Here is a 20,908-nt window from a genome sequence, read left to right on the forward strand (position 1 = left end):
GGCTGAAACGTGGAGATCCTATGGCCCAGTTCGAGAATAATCGTCAGCGTCTGTTCGTTCCGGCGGTCGCACCGCTTTATAATGCGACACACGATCTGGTGGAGACGATCCTGCGCGTCACGGCTGGACTTCTTCTCGTCACCCATGGGTTCGGCAAGATCGTCAATCCTTTTGGCGCAGTCGGCATGGTGGAAAGTCTCGGCTTTTATCCCGGCGTCTTCTGGTCGCCGCTGCTTGCCGCCACGGAATTTTTCGGCGGAATTCTGGTTGCTATCGGCCTGTTCACACGGCCGGCCTCCTTCGCGGCCATGATCGTCCTTTTGGTGACGGTTTATTTTCACGGCGTCGTAAAGGCGGAAGGTCTGGGCGGCGCGGAAAAATCGATCCTGTGGGCCGCGATTTTCCTGTTCTTCGCCGTTCGCGGCGGTAACCGGCATTCGGCAGACGCCAAGCTGGCGCGTGAATTCTAAGGCTTATCGCGTCAGAATCCGCCTATTGTCACACGGGCGATGCTGCGGCTCTTGAAAATCGATTTTTCTCGTGGTGAAGCTGGATTCGATCGGCACTTCTGGCCGGTCGAATCCATTGTCGTCTCCACGAGGTTTTATGCGCGTTGCAATCATAGAAAACATGGCGGGTACGCCGCATGGGCAACTCGGCGTTGCACTGAAAGAGGCGGCGGCGGAAATCCATGTCATCCGCGCTTATGCGGGTGAACCTCTCCCCACCGATGCCGCCGGCCATGATGCGCTTGTCGTTCTGGGCGGCGAACAGAACGCGCTTGACGATGCGCTTTATCCCTATCTTGCCGATCTTGCCCATCTCATGAAAGCCTTTGGTGATGCCGGCAAGGCGGTCATGGGCGTGTGCCTCGGCAGCCAGTTGCTGGCGCGCGCCTATGGGGGCGAGAATATTCTCTCCGGCCCGCCCGAATTCGGCTGGCAGGATGTTTCCCTGACGGAAGAGGGTGAGTCCGATCCGCTATTGGCTGGGCTTGAAAAGACATTCCCTATTTTTCAGTGGCATTGCGATACATTCACGCTCCCGCCGGACGCCACGCGGCTTGCGACCAATGGCGCCACACGAAACCAGGCCTTTCGCATGGGCCGGGCAGTCTATGGCACGCAATTCCATTTCGAGGCCTCCACTCCCGTGGTCGATGGCTGGTGTCAGGCCTTCCCCGCTTCGGTGGAAAGAATGTCGCCGGGCTGGCTGGAGGATTATCGTGACCATCGCGGCTTGCGGGCAGAAATGGCCGATGCAGCCGGGCTGGAAATTGCCCGGGCCTGGGTACGGCTCATCTAGCTCGGCGATTTTCCGTTGCGAAACTGATCGAGGCCGAACAAATTGCGGCTGACGAACCATCGTGTGCAAGGAGGCGCAGAGATCATGTGCAAATTCGAAATCTATCAGGACAAGGCCGGCGAATATCGTTTCCGCTTCAAGGCTTCCAACGGCGAAACCATGTTTTCATCGGAAGGATACCAGGCGAAGGCGTCGGCTATCCACGCGATCGAATCGATCAAGAGAAATTCCCCCGGTGCCGACACTGTCGATCTGACCGCCATGACGGCCTGAGCCGCGCCGCCGCTCGAGAACGCGAAGCGTTTCGCCTGCCAGAAATGACGGGCGCATCGACAGGTGCCGACGTAAAGATAAGATTCAGTCTTTTTTGATAATCTTCCGTTAGCATTTGTATTTCGAGGTCTCCGGGCGGCATCAGAGTGCCCCCGATTTGTTTTGCGTACGGGTTCTCATGCGTTCATCGGCTGTGCCAGCACTTTTCTTCGGTTGCCTCCTGCTTGGAGGCTGCACGTCCAGTTCCGGGCCGGAAAGCCTGATGGCCGGCCTGCCTTCGAAGGAAACGACGAGTTCGGTCACGCCATCCGCACCGGTGCCGCAGGCAGGTGTCGGCACCCAGGCGATCGCCGCCCAGCCAAGGCAGGAAGTTCTGGCGTGGGGAGGGCCGGTGCCGGACGAACCCAAGGCCTTTTCCGCCGTCACCCCCAAGGCGTCGTTAACGCAGAATGCACCTGAAATCCGTTTGCCGGTCCCGTCACAGGCGACTGGCATGGTGCGGCCGGCGGAGCGCCCCACGATCAACCAGATGGAGCGTCCGGTACAATTGGCCATGGCTGCGGCCCCGGCGGCGAGCGCCGGCGCGCAGATACGCTCGCGGATTTTTCGATCCAGCTTCAGCGACGCCAAGCCGATCAATTTCGGCAGGGTCCAGCCCCGTCATTTCCAGGTCCATGGGGTGGATGTATCCCGCTGGCAGGCCAATATAAACTGGCCGCAGTTGCGCACGCGCGGCGCCAATTTCGCCTTCATCAAGGCGACGGATGGCGGTGATCATCTCGATCCGATGTTCCGCACCAACTGGCAGCGCGCGAAGGAAGCGGGCATTCGCCGTGGCGCCTACCACTTCTTTTATTGGTGCCGCAACGCCAGCGAACAGGCGGACTGGTTCATTCGCAATGTACCGCGCGATCCGGACGCGCTGCCGCCTGTTATCGACGTGGAATATAACGGCGAATCGAGCTGCAAGATGCGCCATTCCCGCGAACGCGTTCTGGAAAAGATGCGCGTCTTCATGGACAAGCTCGAGCGCCATTATGGTCAGCGGCCGATCATTTATACGGCGCCCGATTTTTACAAGGACAACCTCCAGGGCGAATTCCAGGATTATCCCTTCTGGCTGCGCGCCGTCGCGCAGCATCCGTCGGTGGTTTATCCCGGCCGCAAGTGGCTGTTCTGGCAATATTCCGGTTCGGGCCTGTCGCATGGCGTCGATGGCCGTATCGATCTCAATGTCTTCAACGGCAGCGAGGATGCATGGCATCGCTGGGTGGACCGCCGTTCGAGCTGACGATGGCAATCATCAGCGTGCGAATTTCCGCGCGCCTGCAACACAGAGCACCACCACAAGCGTAACGGCGATCATGGCCGGGCTCACCTCCTCATGCAGCAGGGTGGCGGCAAGCGCGAGCCCGAAAAAGGGCTGAAGCAATTGCAGCTGGCCCACGGCGGCGATGCCGCCAAGCGCCAGCCCACGATACCAGAAGATGAAGCCGATCAGCATGCTGAACAGCGAGACATAGGCAAGGCCAGCCCAGGCCTGCGGGTCGATGCCGGCAAGCGTTTCCGGCCCGGTGAAGAAAGCAAGCGGCAACATGACCGGCAGGGAAAGAACCAGCGCCCAGGAAATGACCTGCCAGCCGCCCAGCTTGCGGGAAAGGGCAGCACCTTCCGCATAGCCGAGCCCGCAGACGACGATTGCGCCGAGCATCAGAAGATCGCCGGCCAGTGAGGCCTCGATCCCGGCAGCAAACGAATTCGACAGCGAAAAACCCGCGACAAGTGCACTGCCCAGACAGGAAAAGAACCAGAACACCGGGCGCGGGCGTTCGCCGCCGCGCAGCACGGCGAAGATTGCCGTTGCGAGTGGCAGCAGCCCCACGAAAACGATGGAATGCGCCGAGGTGACGTGCCGCAGGGCGAGCGCGGTCAATAGCGGGAAACCCACGACGACACCGAGCGAGACGATGAAAAGCGATGCCAGGTCATCGCGCGCCGGCCGCTTTTGCCTGAACAGAAACAGCAACGCGAGCGCCAGCAGGCCTGCGATGCTGGCGCGGGCGACGGTCAGGAACACCGGATCGAAACCCGTTACCGCAATGCGCGTCGCGGGAAGGGAACCGCTGAATATCACCACCCCTGTCAGGCCGCTCAGCCAGCCGCTCGTCGTCTTGTCCATTGTCAACTCCTGCGTTTTGCCTTTCTTGAACCGGAATGGCTGGCAGGAACAGCGACAATCATATACAATTTCGAGAAACTGTTATGGTTTCATGAGCGGTACGGTTGGGGGGAGATGTGGACGGTCAGGTCGCTGCGGGCACGCGCATAGAAAAGGTAATGGCAAATGTGCGGCAACGTATCGCCTCGCGCAGCCTCGTGCCGGGCGCTCGCCTGCCGTCGGTCAGGGCGCTGGCAAAGACCATGCAGGTTTCCACCTCCACCATCGTCGAGGCCTATGACCGGCTCGTGGCGGATGGTACGATAAGCTCGCGCCCCGGCTCCGGTTTTTTCGTTTCGGGTCCGCTCGCGCCCCTGTCGCTCGCCGATATCGAGCCGCAGCTCGACAGGGCCGTGGATCCCTTGTGGGTCTCGCGGCAGGCGCTGGATGAAGGTTCCGTTCTCGCCAAGCCCGGTTGCGGCTGGCTTCCCGCATCGTGGATGCCGCAGGAGGCTTTGAGACGGGCCATGCGCGGGCTTGCTCGCGCCGACGCCGCCCTGCTGACGGATTATGGCAGCCCGATGGGGCTGTTGCCGCTGCGCCAGCTTCTGTCGCGCAGGCTGGCTGAACACGGGGTGCAGGCGGGTGCGCACCAGATCATGCTCACCGATTCCGGCACGCAGGCGATCGATCTTCTATGCCGTTTCCTGCTGCAGCCGGGGGACACGGTGATTGTCGATGATCCCTGTTATTTCAATTTCCACGCCCTCTTGCGGGCGCATCGGGTGAAGATCGTCGGTGTTCCCTATACGCCGACCGGACCGGATCTGCTGCTTTTCGAGCAGGCGCTGAAAGACCATCAGCCGCGGCTTTATATCACCAATTCCGCAATCCATAATCCGACAGGTGCCAGGCTTTCCGCCGTTTCCGCCCATCGCCTGCTGATGCTCGCCGAACAGGTGGGGCTGACCATCATCGAGGACGATATTTTTGCCGATTTCGAAACCCAGGCTGCACCCCGGCTGGCGGCCTTCGATGGTTTGAATCGGGTCGTCCAGATAGGCAGTTTTTCAAAAACACTGTCGGCCTCCGTGCGGTGCGGTTTCATTGCGGCCCCCCTGGCGTGGGTGGAGGCCCTGACCGATCTCAAGATCGCCACCACTTTTGGCGGAACGCATTTTTCGGCCGCACTGATCCTCTCGCTTTTGACCGATGGCAGTTACCGCAAGCATGTGGAGGCACTCAGGCAGCGCCTTGCGGCAGCGATGCCGGAGGTGGCGGCGCGTCTGAGGTCGGCCGGATGTGTGCCGTGGATCGAACCGCAGGCGGGCATGTTTTTATGGTGCCGCCTGCCTGACGGGATCGATGCCGCCGATGTGGCGCGCCGGGCGCTTTCGCGGCAGGTGGTGCTGGCCCCCGGCAATGTGTTCAGTTCCTCGCAGACCGCCTCGGGTTTCATGCGTTTCAACGTGTCGCAAATGGCAGGTCCGCAGGTCATGACGGTGCTGGTGGATGCCCTTCAGCAAGGGGCGGAGCATCGTGGAATGTAGGCGTTCTGGAACGAATCGGAACAAAATCCCGTGAACGTCGTTTTCTCCGCAGAATGAAGAGGAGGAAACACCATGACATTCGATCCCAACAACCCGCGCCCGGACCGCGATCTTCGTCCGGAAGTGAATATCAGCAATGAACCGCGCGCCCGTTCCTCGTCCTGGGTGCCGTGGCTGGCGATCATCGTCGTCGTATTGGTGGGCGTTTTCGCATGGTCGCAGATGAGCGGCCCGACCACCGATCCGGCCACGACATCCTCCACCACGCCGCCTGCGGCAACGGATCAGGCACCGGCGCCCATGGCTCCGACCGCTCCGGCAACACCGCCTGCGAACAATACCGCACCGGCAAGCCCGAATACGGGCGGCACGCAGACCCAGCCGTAACGGGCTTCCTGATATGATAAAACCGCCTGCCTTCCGGCAGGCGGTTTTTCTTTGCGAGGGGCGGCGTTATCCGCCACCTTAAAGCTGCTCCATCGCGGAAGGGTGGTGGGAAACGCTGGACCAGCGGGTGATGGATTCTTGCGCCAGCGTCGAGAGTGCAATGCTTCCGAAGCGGGACAAGAGAATGCTTTCCGCCTCTTTCATGGCGTCGAAAAGCGCCGCATTGACGGCCTGTTCGATAACGCAGTTCGGATTGTCGCCCGCCAGCCCGATCGAGAACAGTTCCGGTGCGCCAAGCGCCCGGTAAATATCGAGCAGCGTGATTTCGCTGAGCGGCCGTGCCAGCACCCACCCGCCGCCATGGCCTTTTTCCGACGAGACATAACCATGCTCGCGCAAGCCGGCCATCGTCCTGCGCACCACCACCGGGTTGGTCTGAAGCATCGCGGCGATGCTCTCGGATGTCGCCGCACACTTATGATTTTCCATGTGGATCAGAATATGCAGCACCCGTGAAAGGCGCGTGTCGTGTCTCATTGCCCAAACCCGTCTGTTTGCATCGACGCTACCACTTTCAGGGTGATGTAACAATATAAGTTGCGTGACTATTGACTCCGGAAGTCATGTAACAATATAAGTATCGTGAAATGAGCGGGCACTTCCGCCTCCTTCCTGAAACGATAGGTGCATCATGAAATTCGACGTCATCATTATCGGTGGCAGCTATGCCGGCCTTTCAGCCGCCCTACAGCTTGGACGCGCCAGAAAAAACATTCTGGTGGTGGACGCCGGTGAGCGGAGAAACCGCTTCGCCAGCCATTCGCACGGTTTTCTCGGGCAGGACGGCAAGGCGCCGGGTGAGATTATCGCCGAGGCGCGCCGCCAGATCGAACGTTATCCGACCATACAATGGGCCGAAGGCAGGGTGACCGATGCCGAAGGCTCATTTGGCGATTTCGTGATCGAGATCGATGGCAACCGCCAGGAAATTGCGGACCGGCTCATCCTCGCCATGGGCGTCACCGATGAATTGCCTGCTATTGCCGGGCTGAAAGACCGTTGGGGCTCTTCGGTCTTCCATTGCCCCTATTGCCATGGTTATGAGCTCAATCAGGGAAAGATCGGTGTTATCGCGGCTTCACCGCTGGCTATCCACCACGCGTTGATGCTTCCGGACTGGGGCGAGACGACCTTTTTCACCAATGGCATATTCGAGCCGGATGCGGACCAGCACGCACTCTTGTCAAAGCGCGGCGTGCGGGTAGAAAAAGACCGTATCCGGGAAATTACCGGGCACGCGGATGTCGTTCTGGCGGATGGACGCAGCATCGCATTGGCTGGCCTCTTCACCCAGCCGACATTGCGAATCGCCTCGAACTGGCTGGAAAAGCTTGGCTGCGCCGTGGAGGAAGGGCCTATGGGATCGACCGTCGTGACTGACCCGATGAAACAGACCAGCGCCCGCGGCATATTCGCTTGCGGTGACGTGGCAAGGCCCGCCGGCTCGGTCGCCCTTTCGGTGGGAGACGGCGCCATGGCGGGTGCTGCGGCTCACCGGTCGATCCTGTTTCCGGACATATAAGAATAAAAGGAATTAATAAAGCTGGTGGCCTTGGGAGGCCACCAGCACCAGTAAAAAGATCTATTAGCCCTTTGGCGGAAACGGATCATTGCCATAGGAGTTACGCTCGCGAATACGACCGTTTTCTCCATGAATCAGCATTTCCGTTGCCTGATTTTGTGCGATTCCACGGGCAATATCGATTGCTTCCCGTTGAGTTTCCACAACCCTCGTCGCCCGTTCTGCGCCGGCACCTTTTACGGCCCAGCCATCGGGATGGGGAACGACGTGCTGATTACGCTTATTCGTCATGTTCAGAACCTTTCGTCACGCGGAACGCCGGGAGAGCGCCGCTTCACGGCTGCCGACATGTTTCCGCTCTTTAAGGACATCATTAACGCGGCCCGGATTGACATCGAAACTCGCTGCAATCCGGTTCTGGAATTCACCCTTCCAGTGGCGAAGCCAAATCTGGACGGCGTCATCGAAAGTGAGCGTGTAGCTCGGCATATTGTCGTTGGTCATAGCGACCTCCTATTACGCCAGAAAGCCCTCTTGAAACGGAGACCGGAAAATGCGATTCTGAAGATGTAACGTGCTTCAGATATCGGCAATTCCAGTCACTCCGTCCAACGGATTTGGGCTTGTCCGCTGACACCATGGGTCACAATTCGCGCCGACTGGTACTCGGTTCGTTTTGTGGCCCTTTCTGTTATTGCCAACCGCGACGGTGCTCCTTGGTGCGGCTGGCTAGTGTTATTCTCGCCATGCGATTCTCCTTTTCAAAGATACTCGGACGATATTTCTGAGGAGTCAATCCTTTGGCAACGATCAGCGTGCGATTTTTTATGCGACAGACAAATAAATTTTCCAGATAAATCAACCGGAGTTTATTATAAATTCAGATAGATATTTTATTTAAGAGAAAAATTCATATTTTACAATATGTTACAAAATCAATGTCTATCATTTTGAAATTGTGTTTAGGTGGTCGGCGTCCGAGTCGCGAGTGCGTCAGAATGGACGGTGACTCGCTAGGGCTTATTGACGCATTTGTGGCGCTCTGTAATAATAAAGTAAATAGGAGTCAGAAGATGACTGGTCAAAAATCTAAAGACGCGTTGCTTGCCTTTCTCGACTATCTTGCTCGTAAGGGTCTTATGAACAAGACAACGGTTTCCTCAAGAAAGGCGGCTGTTAACAACGTTCTAGGGATTCTGGATATAGAGGAAGCGAAAGATGTGTCCATGATAGATTTGGACGATGTGATGCATCGTTTTCAAAACCTGAATGGAATGAAATATACCGGCGACAGCTTGTCCACCTATAAGAGTAGGGTGAGGTCTGCTATCGATGATTTTCTTAGCTATATTGAAAATCCGATGGCATTTAAGCCAAGCACAGGCAGCGGTAAAAAAACGCGTGAGAGTTCTCGAGCAGCCAATAGAGCGCAAAAAGAGAATACTACGACGTTCGCTTCTGCGCCGACATTAATCGCTCAGACACCGCCACCGGTTGCCACGTTGATTTTGCCCATACCAGTTCGCGCTGATTTGACGGTCTATGTACAGGGGATACCCCACGATCTAACTCAATCAGAGGCGTCAAGGATAGCGAACGTGATACGCGCTATGGCAATTGTTGATTAGTGTTGGCAGCGGATTTTCGGTTACTTTCTAGTAGGTGCCAGGTTAAACAAGCGTAGCGCGCTGCTTGTTGTTGCGCCACGCTTTTGCGGCCCTTGACAGATGCATCACTCGTCGTTCATCTTCAGGGCGGCGATGAAGGCTTCCTGCGGAATTTCCACCTTGCCGAACTGGCGCATGCGCTTCTTGCCTTCCTTCTGCTTGTCCAGAAGCTTGCGTTTGCGCGTTGCGTCGCCGCCGTAGCACTTCGCCGTCACGTCCTTGCGCAGGGCGCGCACGGTTTCGCGGGCGATGACCTTGCCGCCGATGGCCGCCTGGATCGGGATCTGGAACATGTGCGGCGGAATGAGTTCCTTCAGCTTTTCGCACATGCCGCGCCCGCGCCGGTCGGCCGCCGAGCGGTGCACCAGCATGGAGAGAGCGTCGACAGGATCGCCGTTGACGAGGATCGACATCTTCACGAGATCGCCTTCGCGATAGTCGATGATGTTGTAATCGAAGGAGGCGTAACCCTTGGAGATGGATTTCAGACGGTCGTAGAAATCGAACACCACTTCGTTGAGCGGCAGTTCATAGGTGATCATCGCACGGTTGCCGACATAGGTCAGCTCCGTCTGCAGGCCGCGCCGGTCCTGACACAGTTTCAGGATGCCGCCGAGATATTCGTCCGGCGTCATGATGGTCGCCTTGATCCACGGCTCGCGGATTTCCTTGATCTTGACAACGTCGGGCATGTCGGCCGGGTTGTGAAGTTCCTTCTCCGTGCCGTCGGTCAGTGTCATTTCATAGACAACCGACGGTGCGGTGGCGACGAGATCGAGATTGAACTCGCGCTCGAGGCGCTCCTGAATGATTTCGAGATGCAGCAGGCCGAGGAAGCCGCAGCGGAAACCGAAGCCGAGGGCGGCAGACGATTCCATTTCAAAGGAGAAGGAAGCGTCGTTGAGGCGAAGCTTGCCCACCGCTGCGCGCAGATCTTCAAAGTCGGCCGCATCGACCGGGAAGAGGCCGCAGAACACCACCGGCTGCGCGGGCTTGAAGCCGGGCAGGGCCTGCGCCGTCGGGCGCTTGTCGTCGGTGATGGTATCGCCAACGCGCGTATCGGCAACTTCCTTGATCGAGGCGGTGATGAAGCCGATCTCGCCGGGGCCGAGGCTGTCGACATTAACCATCTTCGGGGTCAGCACGCCGACGCGTTCGATGCCGTATTTCGCGCCCGAACCCATCATGCGGATCTGCTGGCCCTTGCTCAGCACGCCGTCAATGACGCGCACCAGAACCATGACGCCGAGATAGGTGTCGTACCAGCTGTCGACCAGCAGCGCCTTCAGCGGTCCGTTCTCGCCGACTTCGCTCTTCGGCGGCGGCAGACGGTTGACGATGGCTTCCAGCACATCGGGAATGCCAAGACCGGTCTTGGCCGAGATCATCACGGCGTCGGAGGCGTCGATGCCGATCACTTCCTCGATCTGTTCCTTGATGCGGTCGGGTTCGGCCGCCGGCAGGTCGATCTTGTTCAAGACCGTGACCAGCTCGTGATTATTGTCGATTGCCTGATAGACATTGGCGAGCGTCTGGGCTTCCACGCCCTGCGATGCATCGACCACCAGCAGCGAGCCTTCACAGGCCGAAAGCGAGCGGGACACTTCGTAAGCGAAGTCGACGTGGCCGGGCGTGTCGATGAGGTTCAGCACATAGGTCTCGCCGTTATTCGCCTTGTAGTGCAGGCGCACGGTCTGGGCCTTGATGGTGATGCCGCGCTCGCGCTCGATATCCATCGAATCGAGAACCTGTTCCGACATGTCGCGTTCGGCAAGGCCGCCCGTCGACTGGATCAGCCGGTCGGCCAGCGTCGATTTGCCGTGATCGATGTGGGCAACGATCGAGAAGTTGCGGATATGGTCCAGGGGCGTGCGGGTCGAATTTGTGCTCATGTTCCGCGCTATAGCAGGGGCTTCTCATGCCGCAAAGCGGGAATTTGGTTAAAAGCCCTTTAAAATGGGCTTTTCAGGTCGCAAATTGCTCCGGCCAGTCGCGACGGGTGGCGACCTGTCCCTCGGTGCGGAGCCTTGCAACGGCGGCAAGATCGATATCGGCGATCAGAAGCGTGCTTCGCACCACCGCGTCGCTTTCGCTTTCCGCGATGATGCCGGATGCCGGCATGCCGTAGTCGGACGGCACGTAAAGCGCCGCGCGGCCGCGATTTTCATCGACGGCGGGAGACCACGGGGCCTCTCCTGCGGTCGGGGCAGAGAGAACGGCATATTGGTTTTCCAGCGCCCTGGCCTGTGCACCGATCCGCACCCGGTAAGCGCCGGCCAAAGTGTCGGTGCAACTCGGGGCGAGAACCAGTTCCACACCAAGCTCTGCAAGCCTGCGGCCGAGCATCGGGAACTCGTTGTCGTAACAGATGAGGATGCCGAGCCTGCCGATACTCGTCTCGAAGGCCTTCAAACCCTCCACGCCGGCATGAATGTTCCATTGCTCCCGCTCGAAGCGGGTCATGATCTGCTTGTCCTGATAACCGATCAGGTCATCAGGGCCAAAGAGCCACGCCCTGTTGCGGAACTTGCCGTCCGGGTCCTTAACAGGCGCGCTGCCCGGCTGGAACAGAATCTGGTGTTGCCGCGCCAGCTCTTCGCAAAGCTCCACCCAGGAGGGGATGAGCGGCTGTATCTCTTCGATGGAACGGTGCAGATCGGAGCGGGCATCGGCCGGCAATTGCCCGGTCAGCACCATGGCCGAATATTCCGGCAGCAGCAGCAACTCAGCGCCCTTTTCCTTCGCCTCGCGCACGATGGCGGCAAGATGCGCGGCGTAGGCCTCCCATGTCTCGATCAGTTCGATGGCATATTGGCTGGCGGCTAACCGGGTCATTCGTTTCCATCTCCGGCAATGGTCTTCACCCAGAAGGACAGCGATTTCGGGCTTTCGCTGCTCTCGTCGAGATCCTGCCATGTGAAGCTGGTGCGCAATTCGGGATGGTGGCGATACCCGCGCTTTTCCCAGAAGGCATTAAGCGGCACGTAATCCGCCGGCCGGCGCGGATGGTCGGCGGGCCGTTCGACCGCGCAGAAGGTGCAACGGTTAAAGCCGAGCCTCTTTGCATGCGCCTCCCGCTGCTCGAAGAAGCGTACTCCTGTGCCGTGGCCGCGATAGCCGGGCAAAAGGACACTTTCGCCGAAGTAGAATATCCGCTCGGGATCGTAACCCGCTTCGACGAACGGCATTTTTACCTCGTCGGTTTCCGCCGCCATCGGCATGCCGGTGGACATGCCTACCACGCTGCCGTCATCGAGCGCCAGCACGAAGACGGCGCCGTCCGTTTTGGCATAGGTCGCGAGATATTTCCGCTCATAGTCCAGCGAGCCGTCATAGAGATAGGGAAAGGCGCGAAACACCTCGATCCGCAGGCGCGCAAGGTCATCGAAATAGGGTTTGGCGTTGATGCCGGAAAGAGACTTGATTTCGACGGTCATGGGCATTTTCACTTTCGGTTGCACTGGTTATACCGTCATGGAAAACCCGCGCAAGCATTGAACGGAGAAGACGATGACCGCTGCCGAGACCATCCGCGCCTATTATGATGCCTTCAACCGTCAGGACATGGATGCCTTTCTGGCGCTTCTTCACGACGAGGTGGTGCACGACATCAATCAGGGCGAGCGCCAGACCGGCAAGGCCGCCTTCGCCTCCTTCATGGATCATATGAACCGCTGCTATAGGGAAAACCTCACCGATATGGTGATCATGGCCAGCGAGGACGGTAAGCGTGCTTCCGCGGAATTCATCGTCAATGGCGAATATCTCAAGACCGATGAGGGATTGCCCGAGGCAAACGGTCAGACATATGTGCTGCCGGCCGGCGCCTTCTTTGACCTGAAGGACGGAAAAGTTAGCCGAGTAACGAACTACTATAATCTGAACGACTGGATTGGACAGGTTGGTGCCTGAGCCCTCCTGTTTCCCGCGATAAATGGTAACCTGACATCGACAATGGTTTCCACTATCGTGGATATTGACTCCATCATACGGGAATTCTAGTCTCATATGATGGAAAACGAATATCATGTTCTCGAACGCTCGATCGGCGAGCGGATCAAAACATTGCGGGCTGAAAACGGCCTGACGCTGGACGGGCTTGCGTCCGAATCCGGCGTCAGCCGCGCCATGATTTCCCGCATAGAACGTGGCGAGGCGAGCCCCACCGCCTCGCTGCTGGCCCGCATCTGTGCGGCACTTGGCCTGTCGCTCTCCGGCTTCTTCGCCGAAAACGAAGAGGCTGTTTCCCCGCTGGTGAAAAAGCGCGACCAGCAGCTCTGGAAAGATCCCGAAACCGGCTATGTCCGCCGCGCCATTTCCCCGCCGCGTGTGGGTTCCGATGTCGATATCGTCGAGGTCGAATTTCCGGCCGGCGCGCGCGTTGGTTTTCCGCCGCATGCGGCAAGCCGGGGGATGACGCAATATGTCTGGCTTTTCGAAGGTGTGCTGGAAATGACGAGCGGCGGAGAGATCCACCGGATGGAGCCTGGCGATTGCCTTTTCATGCCCGTGGGAGAAGGGCATGTCTTCCACAATCCTTCCGAAAAACCCGCCCGTTATGCCGTCGTGCTCGATCAAAGACAGCGCTGATTTCCCCAAAGGAGTTTTTATGGCGACCATCCGCGTGTTAAACCGGGAAGAGACGATCGAGGCACTGCCTGAACTCTGCGAAGTCCTCGCCGCCTGCGTGAATGGCGGCGCATCCGTCGGTTTCATGTTGCCCTTTTCGCCGCAGGATGCTGAGCCCTTCTGGCGATCCGTGGCGGAAGCGGCCGGCGAGGGTGCGACCATTCATGCGGTGGCGGAAGTGGAGGGCAAGGTGGTGGGCACCGTGCAGGTCGGCCTTGCCTCGAAGCCCAATCAGCCGCATCGCGGCGATCTGATGAAACTCCTCGTGCACCCGTCCGCGCGAGGCCTCGGGCTCGCCCGCAAGCTCATGCAAAAAGTGGAGGAGGAGGCGGCAAAACGTGGCCGCACCCTCTTGGTTCTGGATACGGCCACGGGCAGCGATGCCGAGGCGATTTATCCTCGCCTCGGCTGGGAGCGGGTCGGCATTATTCCCGACTATGCCCTGTTTCCGGATGGACGCTTTTGCGGCACGACCCTGTTCTACAAGCGGATCGGCTAGGCCTTTCAGGCTGCCATCTTACTGACCCGGCTTCAGCGTATGGTTGAAGGCGGCAACGATCATCGTCTCCAATTGTGCGTGAAAGTCGGCGCGGTCTCGTGGTCCTGCCGGTTCGCAGATCGGATCGCGCTCGCCGATGGATTTGAGGAACGCATCGGCATCCGGTTTGCAAAGCGGCAGGAAGCTGAAATGATTGGCTTCATCCACCTGCTGATAGGTCGCGCCGGGCACTTCCTCCGCAAGTTTATCCGCAAGCACGGCTGGCGGAATTTTGCCCTTGCTGCCGAGATTGATGAAGGTCAGCGGAATATCGATCTCTTTCAGGCTCTCCGGTTTGAAAGCGAGCGCCAGGCCGGGATCGATCAGCACGGCGGAGCGGATGCGGGGATCGCGGTTCTGCTGCTCGAAACGGGCCTTGTTGAGGGTTTTGAGACCAAGCTTCGGCACGCTGACCGGCTCGCCATTGAGATAACCGCGGCCGCCGGCAAACCATTGGCAATCCATCATCGTGGCATAGTCTTCGCAATAACGCGCATAGGCATCGAGATCGGCGCGGGCGCCCGCAATCTCCATCGCCGCGCTGCCGCCCAGCGAAAAGCCGAGAACGCCGATCCTATTCGCATCAATTGCACTCGACCATTTGCCCTGTGCTGTCAGGACCGTCATGATCGTGGAAAGATCGTCCGTCCGTTCCCAGATTTTCGGTGTGTCGGCTGGTGTGGAGTCGCCGCTGGTCGTGCCGGGGTGGTTGGCTCCGGCGACAATGAAACCTTCGCTCGCAAGTTTCGCGGCGATCCATGCCATACCGGACACTCTTGAACCCGAACCGTGGGACAGAAGCACAAGCGGCAGGCGACCCGGCTTAACAGCGGCATCCTTGAGCGCGGGCGTGCCTTTAAAAATCCGGTCCTCGCCGGAAAGCGTCTGCACGCCGTTGCCGTCAGAAGGATACCAGATGGTGACGGCAAGGTCTTTGCCGCGTGCTGGCGAATGGATGGTGGTTTCGCTGACGCCGACGGCCTCGCCTGCAAAAACCGGTTGGGTGACGAGGGCGGAAAACAGTAGAGTCGCGATGGTGGTGACAGGGCGCATGAAAAACCTCGTGCGGTTGGAAAGAACGGGGTTCAATCTGCGCCACCGCATATTTTTCGCGTCCTTGATCGCGTTAGAGGTCGTCCCGAAACGCGATCTGGTCCATGAATTGGCAATATAGGCCGTTGTTCCGGGGATATTTAGTCGTGCTGTTCATTCCGCTGCCTTTCGTCGTGGCGCTTTTGCTGGTTGTCATGTTCATCGTTTTCCTTCGAAGCGGAGACGATGTGCGGACCAACAGGGCCTTTCTGGTGGCTATCGCCCTTTGCGCCGTGCAATCCGTCCTTGTTGGCCTGCGCTGGGGATATGGCATCAGCGAAACACGGTATATTCTGCCGATCCTCGCCGCCTGCCTGCCGCCTCTCGTCTACATCGCCTTTCGCGGGTTGATGGGAGTGGGTGTGGAGAGCAGGAGAGCGATGTTCGCCAGCCTGGTTCTGTCGCCGCTTTTGATTGTCGTTCTGGAATTTGCATTCCCGACCGGCATCGATCTTGCTCTGATCGTCATCTTCGTCGGGCACGCCATCGCCCTGCTTCTTCTGGGACGAAAGGGACCGGATGGGCTGGACGAGGCGCAATTCGCCAGCGTTGCCTCGGCACACCGGGCGCTGATCATCGCTGCCATTGCTTTGTGTGTTTCCGCCCTGTTCGATCTTCTGGTGTTTTTCGATTTCGAATGGGCGCAGGGGCAGAACGTTGCCGCGCTCGTCAGCAATGCCAATCTTCTCGGGCTGTTGTTGATTGGCCTCATGGCCGCTTTGGCCGGCAAGAGCAAAGCGCCACAAACAGCCGTAGAATCTATCGCGGAATTGCCGCCGCCCGAACCATCGGAGCAGGACCGGGACATCGTCGTAAGGATCGACCGGTTGATGGAAACCCAGGCGCTTTACCGCGACGAGAACCTCAACCTGTCGCGGCTTGCAAGACGCCTCGGCCTGCCGAGCCGGCAGATATCAGGCGCGATCAATCGCTCGCTCGGCGTCAATGTCTCGCAATATGTCAACCAGCTGCGCATCCGCGAAGCCTGCCGGTTGCTTGAGGAGACCGAGCAATCGGTGACGGCAATCATGCTGTCCTCGGGCTTTCAGACCAAGTCCAATTTCAACCGCGAATTTCGCCGCGTCACCGGCATGAGCCCGGTCGACTGGCGGGAGCGTGAAGTGTGGAAGCTGGTCTCGCCAAACAAAACGGCCACCCGGCAAATGCCGGATGACCGTTTGAAGATCGTCGGAAAGTGATGGGGATCAGAGCGTGCCGTTGCGCTGCTGGATCATCATGTAGGTGTCATAGGTATATTCGGCAATCTGCGCCCAGAGATAGGCGTCCTTCTTGAAGGCCTGCTGGCTTTCGTAGATTTTCTTGAAGTTCTCGTTCTTGGCCGAAATCTCCGCATAGGTGTCCTGCGCCGCCTTGTGGCAGACATCGAGGATTTCCTGGCTGAAGGGGCGCAGGATAGCGCCCTGCGCCACCAGTTCCTTCAGAGCCTTCGGGTTGCGCGCATCGTAACGTTCCAGCATGCTGGCGCTGCCGGCGGCGCAGGCATCCTTCAGGATGCGCTTGTAGTTCTCGGGCAGCTCGTTGAACTTCTGCAGGTTCACGAAGGCATGCACGGCCGGGCCGCCTTCCCACCATGCCGGGTAGTAGTAATATTTCGCGACCTTGTAGAAGCCGAGCTTCTGGTCGTCATAGGGACCGACGAATTCGGTCGCGTCGATCGTGCCCTTTTCCAGCGCGGCATAAACGTCACCGCCGGCGATCTGCTGCGGGGTTACGCCGACCTTCTGCATCACCTGGCCGGTGAGGCCGGCAATGCGCATCTTCAGGCCCTTGAGGTCGTCGATGGTGTTGATTTCCTTGCGGAACCAGCCGCCCATCTGGGCACCGGTATTACCGAGCAGGATCGAGTAGATATTGTGCTGGGCAAGGAATTCATTGAGCAGTTCGTTGCCGCCGGCCTGGTTGAACCAGGCATTCGTCTGGCGCGCGTTGAGGCCGAAGGGAACCGAGGTTCCGAGCGCGAAGGTCGGATCCTTGCCGACGTAATAATAGGAGCAGGTATGCGCCATCTCGACGGTTCCGGCCGTCACCGCATCCGCTGCCTGCAGCGCCGGCACGATTTCGCCGCCGGCAAAGTGCTGAATGACGAAGTTGCCGCCGGAAGCTTCCTTGACATGATCGGCGACGATCTGGCCTGCGCCGAACAAAATGTCGAGACCCTTGGTGAAGGACGACGTCATGCGCCAGGTGATCTTGGGGTTTTCCTGCGCAATCGCCGGAGCGGCAAGCGCCGTTGCGGTAACACCGGCACCAACGGCGCCCGCCTTGCGAATAAATGATCTGCGATCCATGTCGATAAGCCCTGATATGTCTGCATATGACGGGCGAACCGCACGGTACGCCTCCCGAGGGCTACTAACCATTTATCCCGGCGGCCATCAAGAGGGAATGTTCGAAACTTGCGTGATCGTCCGTGATGCTTGGCGATTGTTGCTTCGTCCCGTCTTGTTCACGTCACTTGCTGCGCATCAACGCCGGGTCGTCCATTGCGGGATTATAAAACAGCGAAAGCGTCAGGCTTCTGGCGATGCGTTCCGCCGTTTCCATGAACCAGTCATGAGCCTCCCTGCTCGGCGCTATATCGTCAAGCGTGGCGGAAAAAAGCGCGAGCCATTGCGGGAAAAGCTCCGCCGACATGCCCTTTACACCGAGATGTGCCTGCACAGGCTTGCCGCCATAACCACCATTCTTGAGCGCCACAGCCGCCCAGAACTGTTTCATCCTGGCCATATGCTCCGGCCAGCGCCCGGCAAGCCGCGCATCAAAAACCGGGCCGAGCGTGGGGTGTTCGAGAACGCGGCCGTAGAATGTTTCCACCAGAAGGTCGATGAAACCGGCATCGACGCCAATCTCCGCCATGGCTTTTTCCGCCCGGTCCTGAATGTCCGCGCTATGGGCGGCCCTGGCCGCAATGTCATCCTGCATGGTGTTTCCTTTTCTGCGAATTTACCCCGCGACGACGTGGCCCGCAATGCGACCCTTTGCCATATTAGAATTATTCTAAGATGTCTTGATCCTGACGCGGCGCAGATGTATTTAGAATTATTCTAAAAAGGTTTCAGCCATGTTCCGCAGTCTTTTTTCCCTGTCCAAACGCCCTTTTTCCTCTCTCGGTGAGCAGGAAATCCTCGCGCTCGCCATTTCGTCCGAAGAGGACGATTCCCGCATCTATCGCTCCTATGCCGATCATCTGCGCGCGCAATATCCACAATCTGCAAAAGTCTTCGACGATATGGCTGATGTCGAACAGCAGCATCGAAATATCCTGATCGACATGCATCGCCGCCGTTTCGGAGAGACGATCCCGCTGATCCGCCGCGAACATGTGCGTGGTTTTTACGAGCGCACCCCGGACTGGCTGGTGAAGAACCTGTCGCTCGAGAAAATCCGCGCCCAGGCCGAATTGATGGAAGCGCAGGCGATCCGTTTTTACGATGAGGCCGTCAAGCGCACCAGCGATGCCTCGACGCGCAAGCTGCTGGGCGATCTGGCCGAAGCGGAGCGGGGTCACGAAGAGATCGCGCAAATGCTGGAAGAAAAACATCTCGATGAAGATGGCAGGACCGAAGAGGCGGAAACCGCCAGGCGGCAATTTCTTCTGACCTATGTGCAACCCGGTCTTGCCGGTCTGATGGATGGCTCCGTCTCGACGCTCGCCCCGATCTTTGCGGCCGCCTTCGCAACACAGGATACCTGGCAGACTTTCCTCATCGGCCTTTCGGCATCCGTCGGCGCGGGTATTTCCATGGGTTTCACCGAGGCCGCCCATGATGACGGCAAGCTTTCGGGCCGTGGTTCTCCGGTAAAGCGCGGCCTGGCCTCGGGTATCATGACGGCGATAGGCGGTCTTGGCCACGCCTTGCCCTATCTCATTCCGCATTTCTGGACAGCAACGGCGATTGCCGCCGTCGTCGTTTTCGTGGAACTCTGGGCCATCGCCTTCATTCAGAACCGTTTCATGGAAACGCCGTTCCTGCGCGCCGTGTTTCAGGTGGTCCTTGGTGGCTCACTGGTGCTCGCGGCCGGCATTATCATTGGTAACGGGTGAAAAAAGAAAGAGCCCGCAATAGCGGGCCCTTGATTTATCAGACGTGGAACTAAGCGTCAGCGCAATGCGCCAACCAGAACGTCACGGCCATCTTCGATGGAGACCCAACGGCCCGTATTGAAGGACGCCTGCCGTTTCAGATAGGTATAGTTGGTGTCGGTCCAGAGCTTCACGTCGTCAGTGAGATTGTCGAGAATATAATCGCCGTCGGTGGTGCGAAGCGTCAGCACGGCATGGCCCTCGCCATCCGGCTTGCGCACGACGGTTATCAGCAGATCGGCCACGGAGAAGCCACGTTCAACCAGCTTCTTGCGCTTCAGCAGCACGAAATCTTCGCAATCGCCGGCAGTCGTCGGATATTCCCAGACTTCGTCCTTGCCGTAGATTTCCTGGTCGGTCATTGCCACGATGGTGGTGTTGACGGACGTATTGACCTCGCGAATGACACTCCAGCCATAGTCCGTGACACGCGGCGGCGGCGTCGTTTTGCTGCGAATATTGCACTCATCGGCATATTTCTGACAGAACTCATAATGGCCGATCGGCTGGGATGTGATCCCGCCCGTCACCATGGAAGGGCTTCCCTTGGTTTCCGCCGTGGCGGAGGCAGCAGTCATTAGCCCGGCGGCAACTGCAAACAGCAGCGCACGCGCCAGCGGTGCGTTCATCATGAAACCCGTCCCTTAATTCTTAACGAAAAGTTAAGAGGGATAGGGGGCTTGAGTCAATCGCTAGCAATCGGCGGCGCGCAAGACTCGTCGAATATGGTTAAGAGCGTTGCGCAAATGCCTATATTGCAAGGGCTTTGATCGCGGCGAGCATGCGCTCGATATCCTGTGGCCGGGAAAGCCGATGGTCGCCATCGCGGATCAGCGTCAGCACGACGTCGTCGGACGGAAGATGTTCGAGAAGCTTCAGCGCATGCTGATAGGGAACATCGGGGTCGCGCATGCCCTGCAGGATGTGGACGGGGCAACCGGTGGTGATGATACCCTGCAACACGCGGTTCTGCTTCCCGTCCTCCATCAGCGCGCGGGTGAAGATGTTGGGCTCGGGGCTATATTCCGAATGTTCCTCGAAATAACCCTTTTCCGCGAGAGAGGTTTTTTCCGCAGCCGAAAGGCTGGGCTCTATCAGTTCCTGTGTGAAATCCGGCGCTGGCGCAATGAGGACCAGACCGGCGACGGACGGCGCCCCCCCCGCCTTGCGCAGCTCCTCGACCATGCGTAGCGCTATCCATCCACCCATGGAGGAGCCGATGAGAACGACACGCGACGGCGCTTTTGCGCGCACCACGGCAAGCGCCTCTTCCAGCCAGCGGGAGATCGTGCCTTTCTTGAAGTCGCCGCCGGAAGCCCCGTGGCCGGAATAGTCGAGCCGCAGGCAGGCAAGGCCGTTTTCTGCCGCGAAGCGATCGAGTTCAACCGCCTTGGTTCCGGTCATGTCGGAGCGATAGCCTCCAAGCCATACCAGCATCGGCGTATTCTCGTCCGAAGCCGCCGGGCGATGGAGGAAAGCGATGTCGCGGGTGTCGTTGTCGGGGCCTACACGCAGGAATTCAGCAGCTTGTTCGGTCATGTATATGCAATTCTCCTGATTTTGGTGCAACAACGGCGGCGTATTTGCAAAAACCGTGACAACAGGTGATCTTTTCGGGCAGA

Annotated in this window: 25 protein-coding genes; 13 read left to right on the top strand and 12 right to left on the bottom strand. The window is 58.7% G+C overall.

Annotated features, from left to right (window positions below; translation table 11 throughout):
* The first annotated feature begins 20 nt into the window (after positions 1-20).
* The 4 genes from ACIQUH_RS14175 to ACIQUH_RS14190 all read left to right on the top strand — a co-directional run bounded on the left by ACIQUH_RS14175 (position 21) and on the right by ACIQUH_RS14190 (position 2,869).
* A complete protein-coding gene (locus ACIQUH_RS14175) occupies positions 21-470 on the top strand; it encodes a DoxX family protein (protein WP_125145140.1) in 450 nt (149 codons plus the stop codon).
* A gap of 136 nt (positions 471-606) precedes the next feature.
* Positions 607-1,305 carry a type 1 glutamine amidotransferase gene (locus tag ACIQUH_RS14180; protein WP_400816071.1) on the top strand — a complete coding sequence of 233 codons (699 nt, stop codon included), beginning with the start codon at positions 607-609 and terminating at the stop codon, positions 1,303-1,305.
* 84 nt (positions 1,306-1,389) lie between these two features.
* Positions 1,390-1,578 carry a YegP family protein gene (locus ACIQUH_RS14185; RefSeq protein ID WP_400816073.1) on the top strand — a complete coding sequence of 63 codons (189 nt, stop codon included), beginning with the start codon at positions 1,390-1,392 and terminating at the stop codon, positions 1,576-1,578.
* 178 nt (positions 1,579-1,756) lie between these two features.
* A complete protein-coding gene (locus tag ACIQUH_RS14190) occupies positions 1,757-2,869 on the top strand; it encodes a GH25 family lysozyme (RefSeq protein ID WP_400816075.1) in 1,113 nt (370 codons plus the stop codon).
* 12 nt (positions 2,870-2,881) lie between these two features.
* On the opposite strand, the gene ACIQUH_RS14195 is transcribed toward ACIQUH_RS14190, so the two are convergent.
* Positions 2,882-3,757, bottom strand: coding sequence for a DMT family transporter (locus ACIQUH_RS14195; RefSeq protein WP_400816077.1), 876 nt, complete (start codon positions 3,755-3,757; stop codon positions 2,882-2,884).
* A 116-nt stretch (positions 3,758-3,873) separates the two neighbouring features.
* Here ACIQUH_RS14195 and ACIQUH_RS14200 point away from each other — a divergent pair, with 116 nt between their 5' ends.
* Entirely contained in the window at positions 3,874-5,286 is a 1,413-nt protein-coding gene (locus ACIQUH_RS14200; RefSeq protein WP_400816079.1) for a PLP-dependent aminotransferase family protein, read from the top strand.
* A gap of 72 nt (positions 5,287-5,358) precedes the next feature.
* Entirely contained in the window at positions 5,359-5,673 is a 315-nt protein-coding gene (locus ACIQUH_RS14205) for a hypothetical protein (RefSeq protein WP_400816081.1), read from the top strand.
* 78 nt (positions 5,674-5,751) lie between these two features.
* Here ACIQUH_RS14205 and ACIQUH_RS14210 read toward each other — a convergent pair whose 3' ends face one another.
* Positions 5,752-6,210: an Rrf2 family transcriptional regulator gene (locus tag ACIQUH_RS14210; protein WP_400816084.1), complete on the bottom strand. Its 459-nt coding sequence runs from the start codon at positions 6,208-6,210 to the stop codon at positions 5,752-5,754.
* A gap of 154 nt (positions 6,211-6,364) precedes the next feature.
* On the opposite strand from ACIQUH_RS14210, the gene ACIQUH_RS14215 reads away from it, so the two are divergent.
* Positions 6,365-7,255, top strand: a complete 891-nt coding sequence (locus ACIQUH_RS14215) for an NAD(P)/FAD-dependent oxidoreductase (RefSeq protein WP_400816086.1) — start codon at positions 6,365-6,367, stop codon at positions 7,253-7,255.
* Between the two features lie 63 nt (positions 7,256-7,318).
* Here ACIQUH_RS14215 and ACIQUH_RS14220 read toward each other — a convergent pair whose 3' ends face one another.
* Together ACIQUH_RS14220 and ACIQUH_RS14225 are read right to left on the bottom strand one after the other, a co-directional pair.
* Positions 7,319-7,546 carry a DUF2188 domain-containing protein gene (locus ACIQUH_RS14220; RefSeq protein WP_111781391.1) on the bottom strand — a complete coding sequence of 76 codons (228 nt, stop codon included), beginning with the start codon at positions 7,544-7,546 and terminating at the stop codon, positions 7,319-7,321.
* 15 nt (positions 7,547-7,561) lie between these two features.
* Positions 7,562-7,759, bottom strand: a complete 198-nt coding sequence (locus tag ACIQUH_RS14225; RefSeq protein WP_174006608.1) for a hypothetical protein — start codon at positions 7,757-7,759, stop codon at positions 7,562-7,564.
* A 569-nt stretch (positions 7,760-8,328) separates the two neighbouring features.
* Between ACIQUH_RS14225 and ACIQUH_RS14230 the strand changes: the two genes are divergently transcribed.
* The gene (locus ACIQUH_RS14230; protein WP_400816089.1) at positions 8,329-8,883 is read left to right on the top strand and encodes a hypothetical protein; all 555 of its coding nucleotides are present in this window, start codon (positions 8,329-8,331) and stop codon (positions 8,881-8,883) included.
* 104 nt (positions 8,884-8,987) lie between these two features.
* On the opposite strand, the gene lepA is transcribed toward ACIQUH_RS14230, so the two are convergent.
* From lepA to ACIQUH_RS14245, 3 genes are all read right to left on the bottom strand, one after another.
* Positions 8,988-10,814 carry a translation elongation factor 4 gene (gene lepA / locus ACIQUH_RS14235; RefSeq protein ID WP_020808457.1) on the bottom strand — a complete coding sequence of 609 codons (1,827 nt, stop codon included), beginning with the start codon at positions 10,812-10,814 and terminating at the stop codon, positions 8,988-8,990.
* A 73-nt stretch (positions 10,815-10,887) separates the two neighbouring features.
* Positions 10,888-11,757 carry a carbon-nitrogen hydrolase family protein gene (locus ACIQUH_RS14240; protein ID WP_400816091.1) on the bottom strand — a complete coding sequence of 290 codons (870 nt, stop codon included), beginning with the start codon at positions 11,755-11,757 and terminating at the stop codon, positions 10,888-10,890.
* Positions 11,754-12,359 (bottom strand): GNAT family N-acetyltransferase, encoded by a 606-nt coding sequence (locus ACIQUH_RS14245; RefSeq protein WP_400816093.1) that lies wholly within the window; start codon positions 12,357-12,359, stop codon positions 11,754-11,756. The genes ACIQUH_RS14240 and ACIQUH_RS14245 overlap by 4 nt, the downstream gene beginning before the upstream one ends.
* Positions 12,360-12,432: 73 nt before the next feature.
* Between ACIQUH_RS14245 and ACIQUH_RS14250 the strand changes: the two genes are divergently transcribed.
* The 3 genes from ACIQUH_RS14250 to ACIQUH_RS14260 all read left to right on the top strand — a co-directional run bounded on the left by ACIQUH_RS14250 (position 12,433) and on the right by ACIQUH_RS14260 (position 14,050).
* Entirely contained in the window at positions 12,433-12,834 is a 402-nt protein-coding gene (locus ACIQUH_RS14250) for a ketosteroid isomerase-related protein (protein WP_400816095.1), read from the top strand.
* Between the two features lie 96 nt (positions 12,835-12,930).
* On the top strand, positions 12,931-13,512 hold the full coding sequence (locus ACIQUH_RS14255) for a helix-turn-helix domain-containing protein (protein ID WP_400816097.1): 582 nt from the start codon (positions 12,931-12,933) through the stop codon (positions 13,510-13,512).
* Positions 13,513-13,531: 19 nt separating this feature from the next.
* Positions 13,532-14,050 (top strand): GNAT family N-acetyltransferase, encoded by a 519-nt coding sequence (locus ACIQUH_RS14260; RefSeq protein WP_400816099.1) that lies wholly within the window; start codon positions 13,532-13,534, stop codon positions 14,048-14,050.
* A gap of 18 nt (positions 14,051-14,068) precedes the next feature.
* Here the strand turns inward: ACIQUH_RS14260 and ACIQUH_RS14265 are convergent, their stop codons facing one another.
* A complete protein-coding gene (locus ACIQUH_RS14265) occupies positions 14,069-15,142 on the bottom strand; it encodes an alpha/beta hydrolase family protein (RefSeq protein ID WP_400816101.1) in 1,074 nt (357 codons plus the stop codon).
* A gap of 146 nt (positions 15,143-15,288) precedes the next feature.
* Here ACIQUH_RS14265 and ACIQUH_RS14270 point away from each other — a divergent pair, with 146 nt between their 5' ends.
* Entirely contained in the window at positions 15,289-16,380 is a 1,092-nt protein-coding gene (locus ACIQUH_RS14270; RefSeq protein WP_400816103.1) for a helix-turn-helix transcriptional regulator, read from the top strand.
* Positions 16,381-16,386: 6 nt separating this feature from the next.
* On the opposite strand, the gene ACIQUH_RS14275 is transcribed toward ACIQUH_RS14270, so the two are convergent.
* Positions 16,387-17,490, bottom strand: coding sequence for a TRAP transporter substrate-binding protein (locus ACIQUH_RS14275; protein ID WP_400816105.1), 1,104 nt, complete (start codon positions 17,488-17,490; stop codon positions 16,387-16,389).
* A 163-nt stretch (positions 17,491-17,653) separates the two neighbouring features.
* Positions 17,654-18,124, bottom strand: a complete 471-nt coding sequence (locus ACIQUH_RS14280) for a group III truncated hemoglobin (protein ID WP_400816107.1) — start codon at positions 18,122-18,124, stop codon at positions 17,654-17,656.
* 139 nt (positions 18,125-18,263) lie between these two features.
* Between ACIQUH_RS14280 and mbfA the strand changes: the two genes are divergently transcribed.
* Entirely contained in the window at positions 18,264-19,247 is a 984-nt protein-coding gene (gene mbfA, locus ACIQUH_RS14285) for an iron exporter MbfA (protein ID WP_400816109.1), read from the top strand.
* Positions 19,248-19,303: 56 nt separating this feature from the next.
* Here the strand turns inward: mbfA and ACIQUH_RS14290 are convergent, their stop codons facing one another.
* Both ACIQUH_RS14290 and ACIQUH_RS14295 read right to left on the bottom strand, forming a co-directional pair.
* On the bottom strand, positions 19,304-19,918 hold the full coding sequence (locus tag ACIQUH_RS14290) for a transglutaminase-like cysteine peptidase (protein ID WP_400816111.1): 615 nt from the start codon (positions 19,916-19,918) through the stop codon (positions 19,304-19,306).
* 118 nt (positions 19,919-20,036) lie between these two features.
* The gene (locus tag ACIQUH_RS14295) at positions 20,037-20,825 is read right to left on the bottom strand and encodes an alpha/beta hydrolase (RefSeq protein ID WP_400816113.1); all 789 of its coding nucleotides are present in this window, start codon (positions 20,823-20,825) and stop codon (positions 20,037-20,039) included.
* Positions 20,826-20,908 lie beyond the last annotated feature (83 nt).

It is taken from the genome of Agrobacterium sp. NPDC090283, from assembly GCF_044769685.1.
In the GTDB taxonomy this organism is placed as follows: Bacteria; Pseudomonadota; Alphaproteobacteria; order Rhizobiales; family Rhizobiaceae; genus Agrobacterium.

What these genes read in the sequence shown, in the direction of transcription:
- ACIQUH_RS14245 (WP_400816093.1), bottom strand. Translation starts at nt 12,359, where the DNA reads ATGACCGTCGAAATCAAGTCTCTTTCCGGCATCAACGCCAAACCCTAT.
- ACIQUH_RS14280 (WP_400816107.1), bottom strand. Translation starts at nt 18,124, where the DNA reads ATGCAGGATGACATTGCGGCCAGGGCCGCCCATAGCGCGGACATTCAG.
- ACIQUH_RS14265 (WP_400816101.1), bottom strand. Translation starts at nt 15,142, where the DNA reads ATGCGCCCTGTCACCACCATCGCGACTCTACTGTTTTCCGCCCTCGTC.
- ACIQUH_RS14225 (WP_174006608.1), bottom strand. Translation starts at nt 7,759, where the DNA reads ATGACCAACGACAATATGCCGAGCTACACGCTCACTTTCGATGACGCC.
- ACIQUH_RS14180 (WP_400816071.1), top strand. Translation starts at nt 607, where the DNA reads ATGCGCGTTGCAATCATAGAAAACATGGCGGGTACGCCGCATGGGCAA.
- ACIQUH_RS14195 (WP_400816077.1), bottom strand. Translation starts at nt 3,757, where the DNA reads ATGGACAAGACGACGAGCGGCTGGCTGAGCGGCCTGACAGGGGTGGTG.
- ACIQUH_RS14175 (WP_125145140.1), top strand. Translation starts at nt 21, where the DNA reads ATGGCCCAGTTCGAGAATAATCGTCAGCGTCTGTTCGTTCCGGCGGTC.
- ACIQUH_RS14215 (WP_400816086.1), top strand. Translation starts at nt 6,365, where the DNA reads ATGAAATTCGACGTCATCATTATCGGTGGCAGCTATGCCGGCCTTTCA.
- ACIQUH_RS14250 (WP_400816095.1), top strand. Translation starts at nt 12,433, where the DNA reads ATGACCGCTGCCGAGACCATCCGCGCCTATTATGATGCCTTCAACCGT.
- mbfA (WP_400816109.1), top strand. Translation starts at nt 18,264, where the DNA reads ATGTTCCGCAGTCTTTTTTCCCTGTCCAAACGCCCTTTTTCCTCTCTC.
- ACIQUH_RS14185 (WP_400816073.1), top strand. Translation starts at nt 1,390, where the DNA reads ATGTGCAAATTCGAAATCTATCAGGACAAGGCCGGCGAATATCGTTTC.
- lepA (WP_020808457.1), bottom strand. Translation starts at nt 10,814, where the DNA reads ATGAGCACAAATTCGACCCGCACGCCCCTGGACCATATCCGCAACTTC.
- ACIQUH_RS14210 (WP_400816084.1), bottom strand. Translation starts at nt 6,210, where the DNA reads ATGAGACACGACACGCGCCTTTCACGGGTGCTGCATATTCTGATCCAC.
- ACIQUH_RS14295 (WP_400816113.1), bottom strand. Translation starts at nt 20,825, where the DNA reads ATGACCGAACAAGCTGCTGAATTCCTGCGTGTAGGCCCCGACAACGAC.
- ACIQUH_RS14220 (WP_111781391.1), bottom strand. Translation starts at nt 7,546, where the DNA reads ATGACGAATAAGCGTAATCAGCACGTCGTTCCCCATCCCGATGGCTGG.
- ACIQUH_RS14275 (WP_400816105.1), bottom strand. Translation starts at nt 17,490, where the DNA reads ATGGATCGCAGATCATTTATTCGCAAGGCGGGCGCCGTTGGTGCCGGT.
- ACIQUH_RS14290 (WP_400816111.1), bottom strand. Translation starts at nt 19,918, where the DNA reads ATGATGAACGCACCGCTGGCGCGTGCGCTGCTGTTTGCAGTTGCCGCC.
- ACIQUH_RS14240 (WP_400816091.1), bottom strand. Translation starts at nt 11,757, where the DNA reads ATGACCCGGTTAGCCGCCAGCCAATATGCCATCGAACTGATCGAGACA.
- ACIQUH_RS14205 (WP_400816081.1), top strand. Translation starts at nt 5,359, where the DNA reads ATGACATTCGATCCCAACAACCCGCGCCCGGACCGCGATCTTCGTCCG.
- ACIQUH_RS14255 (WP_400816097.1), top strand. Translation starts at nt 12,931, where the DNA reads ATGATGGAAAACGAATATCATGTTCTCGAACGCTCGATCGGCGAGCGG.
- ACIQUH_RS14230 (WP_400816089.1), top strand. Translation starts at nt 8,329, where the DNA reads ATGACTGGTCAAAAATCTAAAGACGCGTTGCTTGCCTTTCTCGACTAT.
- ACIQUH_RS14190 (WP_400816075.1), top strand. Translation starts at nt 1,757, where the DNA reads ATGCGTTCATCGGCTGTGCCAGCACTTTTCTTCGGTTGCCTCCTGCTT.
- ACIQUH_RS14260 (WP_400816099.1), top strand. Translation starts at nt 13,532, where the DNA reads ATGGCGACCATCCGCGTGTTAAACCGGGAAGAGACGATCGAGGCACTG.